Annotated in this window: 21 protein-coding genes; 5 read left to right on the forward strand and 16 right to left on the reverse strand. The window is 49.0% G+C overall.

Annotated elements, in window-relative coordinates; all coding sequences use genetic code 11:
- Positions 1-53: 53 nt before the first annotated feature.
- Complete coding sequence (locus D3D03_RS13310) at positions 54-611, forward strand: hypothetical protein (protein WP_119923821.1); 558 nt, start codon at positions 54-56, stop codon at positions 609-611.
- Between the two features lie 79 nt (positions 612-690).
- Here D3D03_RS13310 and D3D03_RS13315 read toward each other — a convergent pair whose 3' ends face one another.
- From D3D03_RS13315 to D3D03_RS13355, 9 genes are all read right to left on the reverse strand, one after another.
- Complete coding sequence (locus D3D03_RS13315) at positions 691-1,170, reverse strand: GNAT family N-acetyltransferase (protein ID WP_119923822.1); 480 nt, start codon at positions 1,168-1,170, stop codon at positions 691-693.
- A 63-nt stretch (positions 1,171-1,233) separates the two neighbouring features.
- Entirely contained in the window at positions 1,234-2,595 is a 1,362-nt protein-coding gene (locus tag D3D03_RS13320; RefSeq protein WP_119923823.1) for a DUF4179 domain-containing protein, read from the reverse strand.
- The gene (locus D3D03_RS13325; protein WP_119923824.1) at positions 2,570-3,109 is read right to left on the reverse strand and encodes a sigma-70 family RNA polymerase sigma factor; all 540 of its coding nucleotides are present in this window, start codon (positions 3,107-3,109) and stop codon (positions 2,570-2,572) included. The genes D3D03_RS13320 and D3D03_RS13325 overlap by 26 nt, the downstream gene beginning before the upstream one ends.
- 104 nt (positions 3,110-3,213) lie before the next feature.
- Entirely contained in the window at positions 3,214-3,654 is a 441-nt protein-coding gene (locus D3D03_RS13330; RefSeq protein ID WP_119923825.1) for a GNAT family N-acetyltransferase, read from the reverse strand.
- Between the two features lie 158 nt (positions 3,655-3,812).
- On the reverse strand, positions 3,813-4,526 hold the full coding sequence (locus D3D03_RS13335) for a YjjG family noncanonical pyrimidine nucleotidase (RefSeq protein ID WP_119923826.1): 714 nt from the start codon (positions 4,524-4,526) through the stop codon (positions 3,813-3,815).
- A 3-nt stretch (positions 4,527-4,529) separates the two neighbouring features.
- Positions 4,530-5,000, reverse strand: coding sequence for a DMT family transporter (locus D3D03_RS13340; RefSeq protein ID WP_119923827.1), 471 nt, complete (start codon positions 4,998-5,000; stop codon positions 4,530-4,532).
- Positions 5,001-5,012: 12 nt separating this feature from the next.
- Positions 5,013-5,681 (reverse strand): Crp/Fnr family transcriptional regulator, encoded by a 669-nt coding sequence (locus D3D03_RS13345; RefSeq protein ID WP_119923828.1) that lies wholly within the window; start codon positions 5,679-5,681, stop codon positions 5,013-5,015.
- A gap of 12 nt (positions 5,682-5,693) precedes the next feature.
- Positions 5,694-6,119 (reverse strand): DMT family transporter, encoded by a 426-nt coding sequence (locus D3D03_RS13350; RefSeq protein ID WP_026829591.1) that lies wholly within the window; start codon positions 6,117-6,119, stop codon positions 5,694-5,696.
- A 127-nt stretch (positions 6,120-6,246) separates the two neighbouring features.
- Positions 6,247-6,864, reverse strand: coding sequence for a GntR family transcriptional regulator (locus D3D03_RS13355; RefSeq protein ID WP_028107221.1), 618 nt, complete (start codon positions 6,862-6,864; stop codon positions 6,247-6,249).
- Positions 6,865-7,050: 186 nt separating this feature from the next.
- Between D3D03_RS13355 and garR the strand changes: the two genes are divergently transcribed.
- The 3 genes from garR (at position 7,051) to D3D03_RS13370 (ending at position 10,814) form a co-directional block, all read left to right on the forward strand.
- Positions 7,051-7,941: a 2-hydroxy-3-oxopropionate reductase gene (garR, locus tag D3D03_RS13360; RefSeq protein ID WP_028107222.1), complete on the forward strand. Its 891-nt coding sequence runs from the start codon at positions 7,051-7,053 to the stop codon at positions 7,939-7,941.
- A gap of 3 nt (positions 7,942-7,944) precedes the next feature.
- Positions 7,945-9,384, forward strand: a complete 1,440-nt coding sequence (locus D3D03_RS13365; RefSeq protein ID WP_119923829.1) for a four-carbon acid sugar kinase family protein — start codon at positions 7,945-7,947, stop codon at positions 9,382-9,384.
- Between the two features lie 86 nt (positions 9,385-9,470).
- Complete coding sequence (locus D3D03_RS13370) at positions 9,471-10,814, forward strand: GntP family permease (RefSeq protein WP_119923830.1); 1,344 nt, start codon at positions 9,471-9,473, stop codon at positions 10,812-10,814.
- Positions 10,815-10,856: 42 nt separating this feature from the next.
- Here D3D03_RS13370 and D3D03_RS13375 read toward each other — a convergent pair whose 3' ends face one another.
- The 3 genes from D3D03_RS13375 to D3D03_RS13385 form a co-directional block, all read right to left on the reverse strand.
- Complete coding sequence (locus D3D03_RS13375; protein ID WP_119923831.1) at positions 10,857-11,195, reverse strand: zinc ribbon domain-containing protein YjdM; 339 nt, start codon at positions 11,193-11,195, stop codon at positions 10,857-10,859.
- A 152-nt stretch (positions 11,196-11,347) separates the two neighbouring features.
- A complete protein-coding gene (locus D3D03_RS13380) occupies positions 11,348-12,199 on the reverse strand; it encodes a PPK2 family polyphosphate kinase (protein ID WP_026834269.1) in 852 nt (283 codons plus the stop codon).
- Positions 12,200-12,273: 74 nt separating this feature from the next.
- Positions 12,274-13,131, reverse strand: a complete 858-nt coding sequence (locus tag D3D03_RS13385; protein ID WP_119923832.1) for an SDR family oxidoreductase — start codon at positions 13,129-13,131, stop codon at positions 12,274-12,276.
- Between the two features lie 125 nt (positions 13,132-13,256).
- Between D3D03_RS13385 and D3D03_RS13390 the strand changes: the two genes are divergently transcribed.
- Positions 13,257-13,610 (forward strand): winged helix-turn-helix transcriptional regulator, encoded by a 354-nt coding sequence (locus D3D03_RS13390; RefSeq protein WP_119923833.1) that lies wholly within the window; start codon positions 13,257-13,259, stop codon positions 13,608-13,610.
- Between the two features lie 48 nt (positions 13,611-13,658).
- Here the strand turns inward: D3D03_RS13390 and D3D03_RS13395 are convergent, their stop codons facing one another.
- From D3D03_RS13395 to D3D03_RS13410, 4 genes are all read right to left on the reverse strand, one after another.
- On the reverse strand, positions 13,659-14,651 hold the full coding sequence (locus tag D3D03_RS13395) for an NAD(P)/FAD-dependent oxidoreductase (RefSeq protein WP_026834272.1): 993 nt from the start codon (positions 14,649-14,651) through the stop codon (positions 13,659-13,661).
- Between the two features lie 65 nt (positions 14,652-14,716).
- Complete coding sequence (locus tag D3D03_RS13400; RefSeq protein WP_119923834.1) at positions 14,717-15,613, reverse strand: phosphotransferase enzyme family protein; 897 nt, start codon at positions 15,611-15,613, stop codon at positions 14,717-14,719.
- The gene (locus D3D03_RS13405) at positions 15,610-16,092 is read right to left on the reverse strand and encodes a GNAT family N-acetyltransferase (protein ID WP_233550712.1); all 483 of its coding nucleotides are present in this window, start codon (positions 16,090-16,092) and stop codon (positions 15,610-15,612) included. The genes D3D03_RS13400 and D3D03_RS13405 overlap by 4 nt, the downstream gene beginning before the upstream one ends.
- Before the next feature lie 13 nt (positions 16,093-16,105).
- Complete coding sequence (locus D3D03_RS13410) at positions 16,106-16,666, reverse strand: isochorismatase family protein (protein ID WP_119923835.1); 561 nt, start codon at positions 16,664-16,666, stop codon at positions 16,106-16,108.
- Between the last annotated feature and the right edge of the window lie 192 nt (positions 16,667-16,858).

A 16,858-nucleotide genomic window follows, 5' to 3' on the forward strand; every position in this document is an offset into this window, starting at 1 on the left:
ACAAGACGTTTTTTGTTTGTTACCGTAATCCTTTAAGAAAGGATGTTTTTTCCATGAGAAAATTTTGGATCGTCTGTTTATTATCCGCTTTTTCCCTCAGTGGCTGCCTTGCTCCCAAAAATGAAACACTAACGGTCACACCGCTCAAGTTAAAAGCCGGTGAACAAGCCTTTGCGCAAATCAACGATCAGGACATCGCTGCATTTCATTTAAAAGGCAAACTCAAGAAACCGTATCTCCTGAAAGGTGTCGAATACTTACTAAATCATAAAGAGCGGACACTCTTTTCAATGGAAATCCCCGCTAAGACATATGACTCGACGTTGCGGATCGTACAATCTTCTTCGGCCAAATATACTCGGTTTGGTGCTAATTTGAATGGTGTGAGCCTGCGTTCACACGAAGCTTTAAAAATAAAACCGGATGCCGTCAACACACAAAATCCGTCAAGTGAGTTCACGCTGGAAGATTACAATGTCCTGTTCCTCCGTCAGTTGTCCGCAAGCGGAAACCTCTCGTCGAATCCATTTAACGATATTCATGGTCCTGAGAACATCACGATGAAAAAAGGTGAACAGATTTTTGCCTTTGTTCTGACCAAAAAGAACTGATGATGTTAAAACAGCCCTCACCACACAAAAAGGGAAGACGGATGTGACATCCGTCTTCCCTTTTTCCTCTCATCTGCTTTTACATCTGACTTCTCCGCTCCAGTAAAATCGTATCCCGCCAGACGCCGGCCAATTGTCCAATCCGTTCCCGCCGGCCGACTTCCCGGAAACCAAACCGTTGGTGCAGCTTTAAACTCGCAGTGTTTTCCGGGAAGATTTGTGAGTGCAACGTCCAGATGCCCGCCGCTTCACTCGCTTCAATGACAGCATGCATCAATGCGGTACCGATGCCTTTACCACGTGCGTCTTCGTCAATATAAAGACTGACTTCCGCCACCCCCTGATAGGCGGGAATCGACGAAAATGGACTGATGGCGACCCATCCGAGCACCTTCCCGTCTTCTTCCGCTACAATCCGGCTGTGTATGTGATGATGGGCATCCCAGTAGTCAAACGGCGGTACTTCCGTTCGAAACGTCGCATTCTGCGTCTGTATCCCCTGTTTGTAAATCCGGCCGACTTCCGGATAATCGGCTGCGGTCATTGCTCGTAAATTCATCATCTCCAACTCCTTGTTCAATCGTCATCCGTTTGGAGTTCGACGTCCGGTCCGGTTTTCCTGTTAGTTAACCGTAAACGGGATTGGTTGTAATTCAAGTGGTGTATTGATGACGGTATTGCTGTAGCCGGTTTCGAGATAATATTCTTCCCGCGTGTGTTCAGATGGTTCCGGCAAGCGGAACGTCGCTCGGAATGTTTGTTTACCCGCATCGAGAACCGTGACTTTCGGCTTGATTTCCCGACCGTCCGGCGGTTCTGTTCCTTTCAACAAATACATGGAATCTCGGATTTCTGGTTTCACATAGACTTGTAATGAGCGGGAATTTCTCGAAAATTCGATTACGACATGCTCGGGTGTTGTCTCAATTGACGTGATGGTCATTTCGAGCGGATGCGTTTCCGACTGTTGACGGTACGGCAACGGCTCGGTTAACGGAATCGGTTGTGTGTTGATATCGATGGATAGGGACGGTTGCAACAGATAGCTCCCTTTTGGAATCACATAGTTCCCGAGGATTAACCGCGACTGCTCGATGGCTGCCGTTCCAGATTTCGTCCGTTTGACGGACTGAGTCGACTTTGTCCAGTTGTGAATGATTTCCTTACCGGATGAATCGAGCAATGTCATCTCGACACGGGCCCATTCTTTTTCCGGTGAACGTGTTGTGTAGTCGAACGACGTGCTCCCTTTGCCCTGAATCAACTTATCCAATGTGACTTCCGTTTGATAGATTGAATTTTTGACCGTTGTCCCGTAGACTTGTTCGACGGCCGGAAGCCGTTTGACCGGGACGTTAAACGACCAATTTCCTTTGACGCCGAATACATCTGTCAACACGACCGGAATCTGGATTGTATCTTTTAATTTGGTTTCACCGAACATATATTCAATTCGTCCTTGCCAGACACCTTTGACCTGTTTGAACTGAACCAGTTCCATGGTCTCCGTCCCTTCAAACCGTTTATCCCCTTTGAACAGTTCATATAATCCTGACCGCGCTTCCGCTTTCACATCCGGGACGCCGGTCGCTGTCAAATTCATGCCGATTGTCACGCCGTCGTAGTAGGCATCGATGACTTGGATGTCGATCCCGTTGTCACTTGCGACTTGATCGATTTTCGTTGCGAGTTGTTTCTGACTAATGGCGGTGCCGGTGTTTTCCTGTTCGAGGAACGGTCGGTACATCTGACCGAGTAATGGAACTTTTGCCATTGCCGTCGCAAAGGACGGGATGACGAATGTCGATGTGATCAACAGTGACGCCGCCAGTCCCGTCGAAACAACCAGGCGTCGCAGGCGTTTCGGCCGTTTGATTTGTTGCTCCCGCTTTCCCTGCTCCATTCCTTGACGAATCCGCTCCTGTAAGGCGGCCTGCGGCACAGGAATCTGGTTATAGTCATTTTGAAGATCGTGCTTCGACATAATCAAGTCCTCCCAACTGTTTCTTCAATTCGGCCCGTCCCCGTTTGAGATATGTCTTGACCGTATTCAGGGTGATGCCGATAAAAGAAGCAATCTCCTTCATCGGGACATCGTGAAAATAAAAGAGTACCAAAACATCCCGGTATTCTTTTCGCAGGTGCGACAACGCGTCAATCAAGTCCAGATGTTCTTCCCGCGAAGATTCCTTCACCGGAATCTGTTCAATGAGATCCGCTACCGTAGTCTGTTGGTTCAGGACACGGTAACAGTTCCGAATCAGAATTTTCGTCAACCAGGTTACGAAATATTTGGGTTCTTTGACCTGTCCGATGGAAATGAAGGCTTTGTAGACCGTTTCCTGAACGACGTCGAGCGCATCCTGCTCGTTTTTGACATAGACGTAGGCCGTCCGGTAGAGCTGTTCACTATGTAGAAGAATCAATTGTTCAAATGCTGCCTCGTCTTGCTTAATGGCACGCCGGACAAGCTCCGTGTGCTCCGTTCGTAAGTCCAATTCCGTCCCCTCCTTTTACTGATTAGAGCACTCGGTCGTTCAAAAAGTTTCAAAAAATATCCATTCCATCAAAAAAGACCTTAGCGAGGCTAAGGTCTTACTCCTTAAAACGTGTACCGGACTGCCATCTCTTTTCCGAACCGGTCCCCGTGATCGATAAATCCGAGTCGTTCATACAGACGATGCGCTGCTTGATTGTCCGGACGGTAACCGACGGCGATGCACGTCGCTTCCGGAAGCTGTTGCATCTCCCCGAGCAACAACCGCATCGCTTTCCGGCCGATTCCTGACCCTTGGTGGCGTTGGTCGACCATCAGTCGGTAAATCCAGTAGCCGTCCAGTTCTTCCCGTTCCGAATTGTACATTAAAAACCCGACCAACTCATCCCCTGCATAAATCGCCCGCATGACGAGCGTCGGTTCGAAACCAGCCTGCGCAATCGAGTAGACGTTCGGTTCTAAAAATTCCTGTTGTTCCGCCGTTAATTCAAGCGCACAGCAGGCTTCCCAGTTCTCGTTCGTGACTGGGCGTAATACAATCTGCATATCCATTCCCCCGTTTTTTTAAGAAAAGCGGGTTACACGTCGTGCCCCGTTTCCTGTTTTGTTTGCGTCATGTTCACCATGATCGCCCCCTTTCGTGATCTTTTAATTACTATCGGATGGTATCACAAAGATGTTAAATCAATCTCATTACTTCGATTTTATTTTGAAGTTGTCCAATCTACCTCTTTTGTCCCGAGCAGCGTCACAAGCTGGTCGAGTCGCTCAATCGTATAAGTCGGCGTCAGTTCCGCCGAAGCCGCGGCATGACCGGGATTAAACCAACATGTCGCAATTCCTGCCGAGATGCCGCCCTGTATGTCTGCCGTCAACGAGTCGCCGATGATCAACGTCTGATTGCGCGTCACATCCGGGATCCGGTCAAATACGTAATCAAAAAAGGCGGGCATCGGTTTTTGATAGCCGGTTTCTTCCGAGACAAAAATCCCGTCAAAATAAGGCGCCAGACCAGATCCCTTGAGTCGTGCATGTTGTGTCGCCGCGACACCGTTCGTCACGACATACAGCTGATACTTCCCTTTGAGCGCGTCGAGCAACTCGATCGCTCCTGCAATCAATTCCGTCCCTTGACTCAAGTACGCACGGTAACGCGTATCCATCCGACTGCCGTCGACCGTCCGGCCCTGCTCGGCAAAAAACGCCACAAAACGTGACGTAATCACTTCCTGCCGTGTTACCTCTCCCCGTTCAAGTGCCTGCCATAAGGAACGGTTGATTGTCCGGTAACGGGCTTCCCGTTCGGCCGTCCATTCGAGCTGTTCCTCTTCAAACAGTTGTCGCAAGGCCGCGCGTTCCGTCGCATCAAAATCGAGTAATGTATGATCGATATCAAATAACAATGTCGTGTAGTTCATCTGTCAGGCTCCTTTTCGTAACATCCGTCGTTCGGTTAACTTGCCGCCGAGTTGGAATAATAAAACACCGCCGCCAATCAGGACAACGCCCACGGCCTTCGTCCACGTAAATGCCACTTGATCGAGACCAAACCACCCGAGCGTATCCCACAGCAAGGCAAACAGGATTTGTGAGACCATGACGATTGAAATCGCATAACTCGGTCCGAGCTGTTGTACCCCTTGCGTTACGCACAAAACGACGCCGACTCCGATGATGCCGCTGAACCAAAACCATGGTTCCATTCCACTCATTGAGAAAAGACCGCCGCCTTCAACAAGCAGTCCGATCGTCAGCGAGGCCAGAAATCCGAGTCCGAGGACAAGCGTCGTCGTCGCCCATGCGCCGACCCGTTCCTTGACCTTGGCATTAAAGGTGTTCTGAATACAGACCATCATTCCGCCGAATAAAGCCAGAACTATTCCAAGTGTCATCTTCTTTCCTCCTCACTCATAGATACTTTCGCCGACCCGTTCCGTCAAGCCGTCCCGGTCCACGATCGTAATCGTCCGGTTCGTCCGCTCAATCAAGCCGTCCTGACTGAACTGCCGCAGGACACGATTCAGGTGACGGTAACTTGTTCCGATCAGATCCGCCGCATCAACCAGATCACTGACCGGTAAGGTCGGTGTTTCCGGTGTCATCGACAAGAGATAACTGGCGAGCCGGACCTCAACCGGATACAGCAGATTAAAGCTCATCGAATGCGACTTCAGCTCAAACTTCATCGTAATCGTCTCGAGTAAAAAGCGGAGCAGTGCCGGATTATCGGCTCCATTTTGTTCTAGTGCCGCATAGGAAATGCTGACCGCTTCGACCGGCGTGACCGCTTCGACCGTATTCATCAACGGGGTCCGGCGGACGTATTCGATATCGCCGACCAGATCAAACGGATGTTTAAACGATAAGACGAGCCGTTTTCCGGTCGCTGACATATGGGTAATCTTCAGCTTCCCCTCGAGCAACAAGTACATCCGGTCCGCCGCGTCGCCTTGACGACACAGCCAGTCCCCCGCTTGAAAAGCGACCGGTTGTAAATGCTCCCGCAACCCGCCGGCAAACACTTCCGTCAATTGAAACCGCGCCAAATACTCATCCAGTTGTGCTTGTTCCACGTTCTTTCCCCCTTACCATTTCAAGATCAGCACGCCGCCGATCATCATTAAAATGCCGATTACTTGCGGCAGCTGCAACCGCCGCTTGATCATTCCGAACCATCCGTTCCAATCAATCACCAGTGCCAAGCCGAGCTGGGCAATCAGGAATAAAGAGATCGTCAACGTCACACCCATCAAATGAACGGCTGTCATGTTACTGAATAAGACGGCAGCGGCCAATGCTCCTCCGGATAAATAAAGCAGCTTAACCTCTTTCATCTGCCGGAACGTCCGGTCACGCAGGATCAACGTAATCAATAAAGCGACGACAAAACCGGTCATCTGGGTCAAGGTCGCTGCTTGCCACGTCCCGATGCTGTTGCTGATTCGGGCATTGGCGACACTTTGGAGTGTCAGAAAAAAACCGCCGCTGATTGCAAAAAGAATGCCACGCATCGTTGTCCCTCCTCTTCTTGATTTTCATACTTCCATTTAAACGAAGCCTCCCTGAATGATAAAGGACATTTGTCCTGAAGAGAAGAATCCACTCTATAAAAAAAGGATAAACGACGTTTCCCGTCGTTTATCCTTTCATCCAGTTCAAACAAAATTCTAAATCCAGTTGTAAATGCGCCTTCATCAATCGTTCCGCTTCTTCCGGCTGATGTTGCAAAATGGCTTGATAAATATCATCGTGTTCTTCAATCAACAACGGTCTTTTATGAAGGACCACCGTTTTGCGGAACAAGTAGATGATCGACTGCATACGGTCGATGATGTCAATCATGACGGGATTATTTGTCGCACCGACGATAAGATCATGGAATTCTTTGTTCGCTGCCATCACCTCTTCGAGTTCTCCGGTTCGTCCAATTTCGACACAACGTTTTAGTTTTTGCAAATCCTCGTCCTTCATGTATGTCGCGCAATGGCTCGCGGCAAATCCTTCAAGTAGCATCCGAACTTGAAAAAGATCACGTAAATCCATATCTGTTGGATTTACCACCCGTTTTTGTTTAATCAAACCTTCCTGCTCTAACTTTCGAATCGAGTCCCGAACCGGCGTCCGACTGATGCCCATTTCTTCCGCCAATCGTTCTTCCACTAATTTTGTCCCACGCTCCAGCTCTCCGCTTAATATGCGGTCGCGTATATATTCATATGCTTGTACATATGCCAATTGCGTTGTTTTTTTCCCCACTAGAATCGTCTCCTACATTCGTTTTTCCTCTTATATCAAAGTATAAGTTTAATACTGGAAATAGAAAAGGAACTTATTTTGTATACATTTTAAAATAAATTGTATACAAAATTGAACAAAGTGTGTACACTTCGATTAAAGGCTTATGAAAGCGCTATCTTTTATCTAAAAAGGAGTTTTGATGATATGACAACTCGTATTGGATTTATCGGCTTAGGCATCATGGGGAAACCTATGGCATTGAATATATTGCAGGCAGGCTATAATGTGACCGTCAATGATTTGAACGCGGACAGTGTACAGGCATTAATCGAGGCAGGCGCAACTTCAGGAACACCTGCTGACATGGGGGCGACATGTGATGTCATCATTACGATGTTGCCGGCTTCGCATCACGTCGAGCAGGTTGTACTCGGAGAAAACGGTATTTTGCACACTGCTACACCCGGCACCATCCTGATTGATATGAGTTCCATCTCTCCCGTTGCCTCTGTTGAAATCGCGAATCAAGCCGCTCTGCGTGGTGTTGAAATGTTGGATGCCCCGGTCAGTGGCGGTGAACCAAAAGCAATCGACGGAACACTCTCCATCATGGTCGGTGGAAAAGAAGACATCTTCAATTCCGTCAAGCCATTGCTTGATGTCATCGGTGCCAGTGTCACACTCGTCGGGAAAAACGGAAGCGGTGTAACCGCCAAACTCGCCAATCAAATCATCGTTAATTTGAACATCGCTGCCATGTCAGAAGCTCTGACGCTTGCCGCGAAAGCCGGAATCGATGTTGAGAAAATGTATCATGCCATCCGCGGTGGTCTTGCCGGCAGTGCTGTCCTCGATGCGAAAGTCCCTTTGATTCTTGAACGAAACTTCGTCGCCGGCGGACGCATCGACATCAATTTAAAAGATATGACAAATGTCATGGAAACCGCTCATGAAATCGGTGTCCCGCTCCCGCTCTCCAGTCAGCTTGTCGAAATTTTTCATGCTTTGAAGATTGATGGTAAAGCGGCGGATGACCATGGCGGCATCATTCAATATTATGAAAAATTAGCACATGTTGAAGTAAGGAAGGTGTAACAGATGATTTCAACATTTCGAACATTACCGGCCGCTGAAACGTTGGCCAATCTTCCGGCACTCCCGGATGCACAAGTAGTGGATGGCCTACTTTTCGAAGAGTTGCGACAGTTTAAACACAAGATTATCGTTCTCGACGATGATCCGACAGGTGTTCAGACCGTCCACGGTGTTTCCGTCTACACGGATTGGACAGCCGAAAGCATTGAAGCCGGTTTTAAGGAAGAACAGCCGATGTTCTTCATTTTGACGAATTCACGGGGATTCACAAGTGAAGAAACGCGACAGGTTCATGAAGACATTGCGGCAACCATTCAACAGGTTTCCGATCAACTTCATCAGCCGTTCATTTTAATCAGTCGCGGCGATTCCACACTCCGTGGTCATTATCCTCTTGAAACCGAGGTTCTGCGACAAACGCTTGAACAACAGTCAAATCGCTACCATGATGGAGAAATCATCATGCCGTTTTTCCAAGAAGGCGGTCGTTACACGATCGAAGATGTCCATTATGTTCTTGAAGAAGAGACATTGGTCCCCGCTGGTCAAACCGAGTTCGCCAAGGATCGAACGTTCGGCTACGCTGCGTCACATCTGGGCGAATGGGCCGAAGAAAAATCAAATGGTGTGTTCCAGGCAGACGATGTCGTTTCCTTATCTCTTGCGGATTTGCGACAGCTGAATCTTGATCAGTTGGTCGATCAACTCATGAACGTCCATGATTTTAATAAAATTATCATCAACGCGACGGATTATGTGGATGTCAAAGTCGCGACGATTGCACTGATTCGCGCCATGAATGCCGGAAAACGGTTTATGTTCCGAACAGCTGCTGCTTTTACAAAGGTCATCGGCGGGGTAACCAATCGTCCGTTGCTGACAAAAAAAGAATTGATTTCCGGCAACGGTCACGGTGGTTTAATCATGATTGGTTCTCACGTCAAAAAGACGACGGAACAATTAGAGGAATTAAAGACATGTCCCTTTATCCACTTCATTGAATTTAATGTCCATCTTGTTCTGTTCCCCGATAAGTTTCGTGAAGAAATCAAGCGGATCATCACAACAACGGAACGATTGATTCAATCGGGTCAGACGGTAGCCGTCTATACAAAACGGGAACGCCTCGATTTAGGGGACAACCAACAGGAAAATGAACTGAAGCTTTCGATTCAGATTTCTGATGCCGTAACCAGTATCGTTAGCCGATTACACGTACGTCCCAGTTACATCATCGCCAAAGGCGGCATTACCTCAAGTGATATCGGCACGACCGGACTTCAAGTCAAACGTGCCACCGTTGCGGGTCAAATCAAACCAGGAATTCCTGTCTGGATTACAGGGGAAGAAAGTAAATTCCCGAATCTGACGTATGTCATCTTCCCGGGAAACGTCGGTTCAAAGACGACCTTGAGGGAAGTAGCTGAAACACTTCACACCTGATAATTTTGTAAGCGGATACATCCGTGGTGGTCAATCTTCTGATTGGATCACCTGATATGAATTCATGACATGAAGGAGAGATTTTCATGGTTACGGGTAATCTATTGGTCGTCATTTTTATTCTGTCACTCGCTTTACTGTTCTTTTCCATCCTGAAACTTAAGATTGAGCCATTCCTTGCCCTTGTTGCCATTTCCATCTTGACGGCTTTAGCAATCGGCATGCCGGTCAAAGAAGTGGCTTCTGTCGTCACGACCGGCTTCGGGAATACCTTGGCTGGTGTCGGCATCCTGATCGGACTCGGCGTCATCTTCGGTCAGTTTCTTGGTGCTTCCGGAGCCGTCGAAAAAATTGCTCAAGCTGTCTTGAATGTCTTCGGGACTAAAAAATCGTCCGCTGGTCTCGCTTTAACGGGTACCGCTGTTTCGATTCCGGTCTTTTTTGATGCAGCCTTCGTTATTTTAAGTGGTTTGATCCGGTCTCTCTCTTCAAAAACAGGGATCTCCGTCGTCAGTTTCGTCACTGCGCTTGGTGTTGGCTTGATTGTCTCCCACAACATGATTGCCCCAACACCGGGACCACTGGTCGTCGCAGAAAATACAGGATCCGAACTCGGCTTCTTTATTTTGTACGGTATCATCGTTGCGATTCCGGCTACATTAGTCGGAGGTTACTTATACGGCATGTTCATCGGCAAAAGGATCAAACATTCCGGTGACATCGAAGAGCTTTCCGTTGATCCGGCCGATTTGCCGAAAAAAGAAATCGGTACAGGGCTGAGCTTCTTCATGTTGGCTTTACCGATTGTCTTGATTTTACTGAATACGGTCTCACAGTTACTTTTTCCGGGCACGTCCATCGCCAGCTTCTTTGGATTCATCGGTGAAAAAAATGTTGCCTTGTTAATCAGTGTATTTACTGCTGTCATCCTATTGCGTCCTTACATCTCGATTCCCAATACCCGCTTGTATTCAGAAGCCATCAGTTCAGCCGGGATCATCATCTTGATTACCGGAGCAGGTGGCGCATTCGGAGCTGTCATTAACAACAGTGGCATCGGTGATCACTTGATTACGACCATGCAAGACTGGAGCATTCCGGTCCTCCTGCTTGCCTTCATCTTTTCACAAATCTTACGGGCGTCACTCGGGTCCGCCACCGTCGCCCTCGTTACAACGTCAAGTATCCTTGGGCCAATGGTCGGGGAGCTTGGGGTATCGCCGATTCTTCTTGGTCTTGCGATTTGTGCCGGCGGAATCGGACTTTCCTTGCCAAATGACTCGGGCTTTTGGGTCGTCAACCGGTTTGGTAAGCTGACGATCACACAAACCTTGCTGGCATGGACAGGTGGAGGTTTCATCGCAGGACTGACCGCACTCGCAACTGTATTTATCCTGAGTCTCTTCACCGGAATTTTACCGGGACTCTAAATCAAAAGACCACCGTTTAAAATTCGACGGTGGTCTTTTGATTTAAATTTTCTTCACGAACTCCGACTTCAACTTCATCGCACCAAGTCCATCAATCTTGCAATCGATGTCATGATCCCCGTCGACGAGACGGATTCCTTTGACGCGTGTCCCTTGTTTGACGACAAGCGACGTGCCCTTCACTTTTAAGTCCTTGATGACCGTGATCGTATCACCGTCGCTCAGTACATTACCGTTCGCATCCCGGATGACGTTGGCTTCTTCTGCCGCTGCTGTATCGGCGGCCGTCCATTCATGGGCACATTCCGGACACACCAATACATTGCCGTCTTCGTATGTATACGCTGAGCCACAGTTCGGACAGTTCGGGTATTCATTCATGCTGATTCCTCCAGTACTTGATCGATTCTTCCCTTTGATTATAACAGCGATCCTGCAAAAGAAAGCCGTTTTTCCGCACAACAAAGGAGACAGATGTTAAAGTCTGTCTCCCGTTGTCATCTGAAAACTGACTGCTGCGTCAGTTCGCACACTTATTCATTTTCTAATTTTTTAATCGCTTCATCGAGTTTTTCCTGATCCTCGTCCGTCAGCTTCGGATACTGCGGATCGATTTCACGCAGGACGTCATTCATGACTTCCGTCACGATGTAACGGGTGAACCATTCGTCATCGGCCGGCAGTACATGCCAAGGCGCGTGTTCCGTTGACGTGTGCGAAACGAGCTCGGCAAAGATGTCTTGATACTCATCCCAATGCTCCCGTTCTTCCACATCACTGAACGAAAACTCAAAGTTTTTCTTCGGATCTTTGATCCTTTCGAGCAATCGTTTTTTCTGCTCGTCTTTTGAGACGTTAAACAGAAACTTAACGACGCGGAAGCCGTTCTCGACGAGATAACGCTCAAAGTCATTGATTTGGCGGTAACGCATCTTCCAGACATCTTGATCGTCCGGTACTTCCTCTTCTTCGAGCAGATCATGAATCCGTGGTGCGATGACCTCTTCGTAATACGACCGGTTTAAAATACCGACTTCGCCTTTTTCCGGCAAGCCTTCGTGAATCCGCCAGAGATAGTCATGCTTTTGCTCCGTATCGGACGGTTTTTTGACAGAAAGCGTCCGTAACCCTTGGGCGTTGAGATTCGAGAAGATATAGCTGATGGCTTCATCTTTTCCGCCGGCATCAATCGCCTGTAAAATCACGAGGACTCCGTTTTTTTCTTCGGCATGCAGACGCCAATGCAATTCTTTTAATTCCTCGACACTTTTCGGAATGTGCTGATCCAGTAACTCGTCTTCTGCAATCCGGTTTTCATCCGACGTCGGATAATCGGATAATCGGATTGATTCCCCTGGTGTCACACGGTATTTTTTAATGTTCATGATAATCCCCCTCGTTTTTATGTACGTAAGGGATATTTACCCAAAGCCCTTCAGAAGGAAACGTTCAGGTGAACTTATCTTTGAACAAGTTGTCGTAAGCCGTCTTCGAGAGAAACCGGTGGTCGACCGAGAATGTGTTCAAAATCCTGACTCTCAACCGCCAGCGTTCCAGCCGCAATCCCTTCTTGAATCGCCTGTAACATCGGCAGTAAAAATTCCGGGACTCCCGCTTGTTTCATAATTGCCGTATAGGTCGCGCTGTCGACTTGCTTCACCTGTACCGGGCGACCGAGGACTTGTCCGAGTGCTTCTGCAATCTCTTGTTGCGTATGGAGAGGACCTGACAGTTCATAAATTGATTTTGTCGGCTTCGGATCAACCAAGACCGTCGCAATCGCTTCCGCATAATCCTCCTGTAATGCCCAACCGACTGTGCCGTTCCCGGCATTCGTCAACCAGTCTTGTCCGGCTTGGACCGCCTCGATCGTCGACTGTTCGTTCTCCAGGTACCAGTTATTCCGGAAGAACAAAAACGGAATTCCCGTATCGCGGATTAACTGTTCCGTCACCTGATGCGTCCGGGCTAGGAAATTTTGACTCGCTTCCGCGTTGGCGATACTCGTATAGGCAATCAAGCCGACTCCGGCTGCTTTAGCTGCCTCAACTGCTGCCGTATGTTGACGGATCCGCGTCGCTTCTTCGCCGTCGGTCGAGATGAGCAAGAGCCGGTCGACGCCCGCAAACGTTTCTTGCAGCGTACCCGGTTTATCAAAATCACCATGACGCACTTCAACACCGCGCGATGCTAAATCCGATGCTTTTTTCGGATCACGGACGCTGACAATCAGATCTTCTGCTGCGATTTTCGTTAAGAGATGCTCGACAATTTTGGTTCCTAATTTTCCGGTTGCTCCGGTTACAAGTAATTTCATAGACGTAAGCTCCTTTATTAATAAGTTTCTACCTGTATCCAATTGTATTACAGGTGATACACTATGAGGAGTAGGCACTTTTTCGATACCAGGTCATACAAACCGAACTATAGGAGGAATTCCCGATGAATCAAGCTTCGACAACTGACTCCCCTCTTTCCCAGCGGACGGCGTGCCCTGTTACCCGAGCCCAGAACATCATCGCCGGCAAGTGGAAAATCGTGTTGCTTTGGCATCTCAGTACCGGAACAAAACGATTTCACGAACTCGAACACCTGTTGCCGGGGATTTCAAAAGGCATTTTGACACGACAATTACGGGAACTGGAAGCGGACGAAATGATCGACCGGAAAGTCTACCGGGAAGTCCCGCCGAAAGTCGAATACTCCTTAACCGACACCGGACACAGCTTTCTTCCGATCCTCGATCAGATGGCTGCTTGGAGCAAGCGCCATTTTCCACCCGAATCCAAATCGTGATACTTAAAAGGGCGACTTCCATTGTTGGAAATCACCCTTTTTTACGGCTTATTGTTCTGTTACGACCGCTTTGAAGTGCGCATCCATTGCCGCTGCAACACGCAGTCCGGAAATGACGGCACTCTCGACCCGTGTCCGTCCGGACGTATCTTTCGGATCGAGGAAGGCATCTCCCGCAAGCCAGAGCGGATGTTGATCGAGCTTCAGGTAAGGCGTGCGGAAGACGTCGCGCGCCTGCGCATACCGCCAACGTTTGAGTTGGCGGGAGATGATCGTGACCGGTCCGAGTTGCTCCTGCAGTAACCGTTCGATTTCCGCAAGCGTCGCGTCTTCCCCTTTGTCATACCAGGATTCACTCCAGTCTCCTGCCATATAGACACTCAGAAGCGGGGTCGCCGACACTTCTTTTTGCGCATTGTTGACGATTTTCAACATTCCGGTTGCGAGACCTTCATCAAGTAGACCGACCTCACCAATTTCGAGCGTTTCCTGAATCTCGAACAAACCGACGAACGTCGGCTCAAACGTCACTTTCCCGAGACGGGCGTGATCGGATTCAACTAACGTCAACGGGGATGCTTCCAGTAAGTCATAAGCTTGCGGCACCGGTGCCGTCAGCAGGATGGCATCATACGTCCGTGTTTCTTCAGAGGCGATGGTTTGAAGTCCGGGTGCATCCGACACAATCCGTTCGACCTGTTCATTTAGATGCACCGGGATTCCATGGGCAATCGATTGAACCAGCTGATTCATCCCGTTGACCGCAATGTAGCGGGGAAAGTCATCCCCGAACCATTTCCGGATCAGTCCCTGTTCCAACCATTCGTCCACTTCTTGCGCCAACTCGTCCGTCCTTACCGTAAAGAAGACAGCCCCATGATCCGCTGTTCCCTGGTCGATCCGTCTCGTCGCCATCCGTCCCCCGACACTTTGGCTTTTTTCAATGACCTCGACCGCATATCCTTCCGTCACTAATTGACGTGCCGCGAAAATTCCGGCGAGCCCGCCACCAATAATCCCAATCCGTTTCTGTTGTTCCATCCAATTTCCCCCTCTACTTGCTTCATTTCCACAAGTATAGCGGTTCGCTCGTCAAACGACGCCTTTTAACGTTCTTCGAATATGCTCGTCCGTTCCAACTCGATTAGTACACGGGCAAGATTTTTATCGAAAAACAGCTGATGACGGTCCAGTCCGCGCTGGACACACCAGCCGATTCCCGTCAGTGCTTCAAACAGACGGTAGTACGGCAAATAGACTTCAATCGGTTCCGGTGTCCTGACTTGCCCATACCCTTTTTGATAGGCGTCAAGTAACCCGGATTCGCTCTGGAAAACATCGCGGTCAAGTTTCGTAAAATCAATTTCCGTCGCTCCAAAACGTGAGGTTTCAAAGTCAATCAATCCAGTGAGGTTCCCCTCGTCTGCGAGCAAGTTACCCAGCCGGAAGTCCAAATGGACGGCGACAGGTCGAGAGGGCTCCGGTAACTCACGTTCACGCCGCTTCAATTCTGTAAAGGCGGCTTGATAGAGTGCAGGTGACAACACCTGTTGAATCGCCGGCTCAAATGAGGTCATCTTCGCATTCCGGAAGACACGCCAGTCCTGGGAGGTAAAGGCGGTGAAGCCGTTCTCCTCAAAATCGCCGTACGCCTCACTCGTACACGTATGGAGTGTTGCGTGAAGGCGGCCGATTTGCGAGACCAATTCCGGTGTCACTTTCTCAATCGTGGAACCGGCAAGTGCTTCGAGTACAAACGCACCCGTCGTCTGTTTGGTTGGTCGCGCCTCCATTAAAATCTTCGGCACAGCAACACGACTGGCTAAATACGTTAACCAACCGTGTTCCCGGTACCATTTATCTGCTGTATACGGACGCTTTAAAAAGACGGTCCGTCCGTCACGCAGTACTAACCGGTCGACATCTGAACTGTATGAATCGGTGACGGGAAAAATCTCTGCTACATCGAGATCAAACGATTGAATCCACTCTTCCCGCGTCATGAAGATTCCCCCAATCGTTTTTCAAGAATTTCACCAGGCAGCCCGCTAATCGGTCCAACGTACGTCGAGTGGAATCCAAGATTCGTCAAAATCTTTCGCGACGCGAGATGATTCGGATCAATCGTTGCCGTGACGACGGTCAATTCGTGCTCCGTTGCCAGTTCGAGCAACCGTGTGGCGAGCAATGATCCGTAACCGTGACCCCACTGTTCCGGCAATAACATGTAGCCGAGTTCCGCTTCAAACGGTTGCCGTGTATCCCGCGTGACATGACCGATGCCAATCCATGTCGCGTCCTGATAGACGAGGTATGATCCGAGACGGTCATGCCGCTGTTGCTCGATGATCGACGCGAACCGCCGTTTGGCTTCTGTTTCGGTTAAGGGATGTTCTGTGATATAGCGCATCACCCGCTCATCCGTGACGAGCGTCGCGTAGGCGGGATAATCCGCTTCTTCCATTTTTCGTAGTTCAATCATGAGGTCGCTCCTTTTACGTTCTATAGTGATTGTGGATGGGTTCAAACAACTTCTCCGTTGAGGGACGGACCACCGCAAAATGTTCGACATTGTAGTGTCCGTGCAAGACTTGATTGTGATGGGCAATCATCTGCTCCGCTGATAAAACATCGGAACCGTTCGTCGTATGTCCGTCAGCAACGAGTGTCACATCAAATCCGTTGACGGTTGCACTGCGGACAGCCGTATCGATACAGTGTTCCGTCTTACAGCCGAGGATGACGATATGTCCGACCTGTTGCTCTTTCAGATGGCTGAGCAACGGCGTGCCGTGAAACGAATTAGTGGCGGCTTTGTCGAACGTGACTGCCTGATCCGGAATCTGAATCGAGGAGTGCACCGCAAACCCTTCCCCTTGTCCGTTCGCGACATCAAGATCCCGGATGAAGACAATCGTATGATCATGATCACGTGCTTCTTGCACCACTTGATTGATGACTCCGATGACAGATTCCTTCGCATACACACCGGATTCTTCGGGTGTCCCTTCGACAAGATCCTGTTGAAAATCGATGACGAGTACCGCTTGTCGCATCTGAATGTCCCTCCTTTTGGTTTCTTTACTTTTCTTCTTTCCCTTCCCTACTGGAAAATCCTGTTTTTCACAAGAAATTTCAAGTCTTTACGAAACTTTTGATCGGCTGGATGCGTTGAATAAGACGACAGAAAGGATGTTATGTATGGAATTAGTACCGCTCTTTTTTGTAACTTTCACCATCGTCTTGGC

Source organism: Exiguobacterium sp. RIT452 (assembly GCF_003598705.1).
GTDB classification, from domain to species: domain Bacteria; phylum Bacillota; class Bacilli; order Exiguobacteriales; family Exiguobacteriaceae; genus Exiguobacterium_A; species Exiguobacterium_A undae.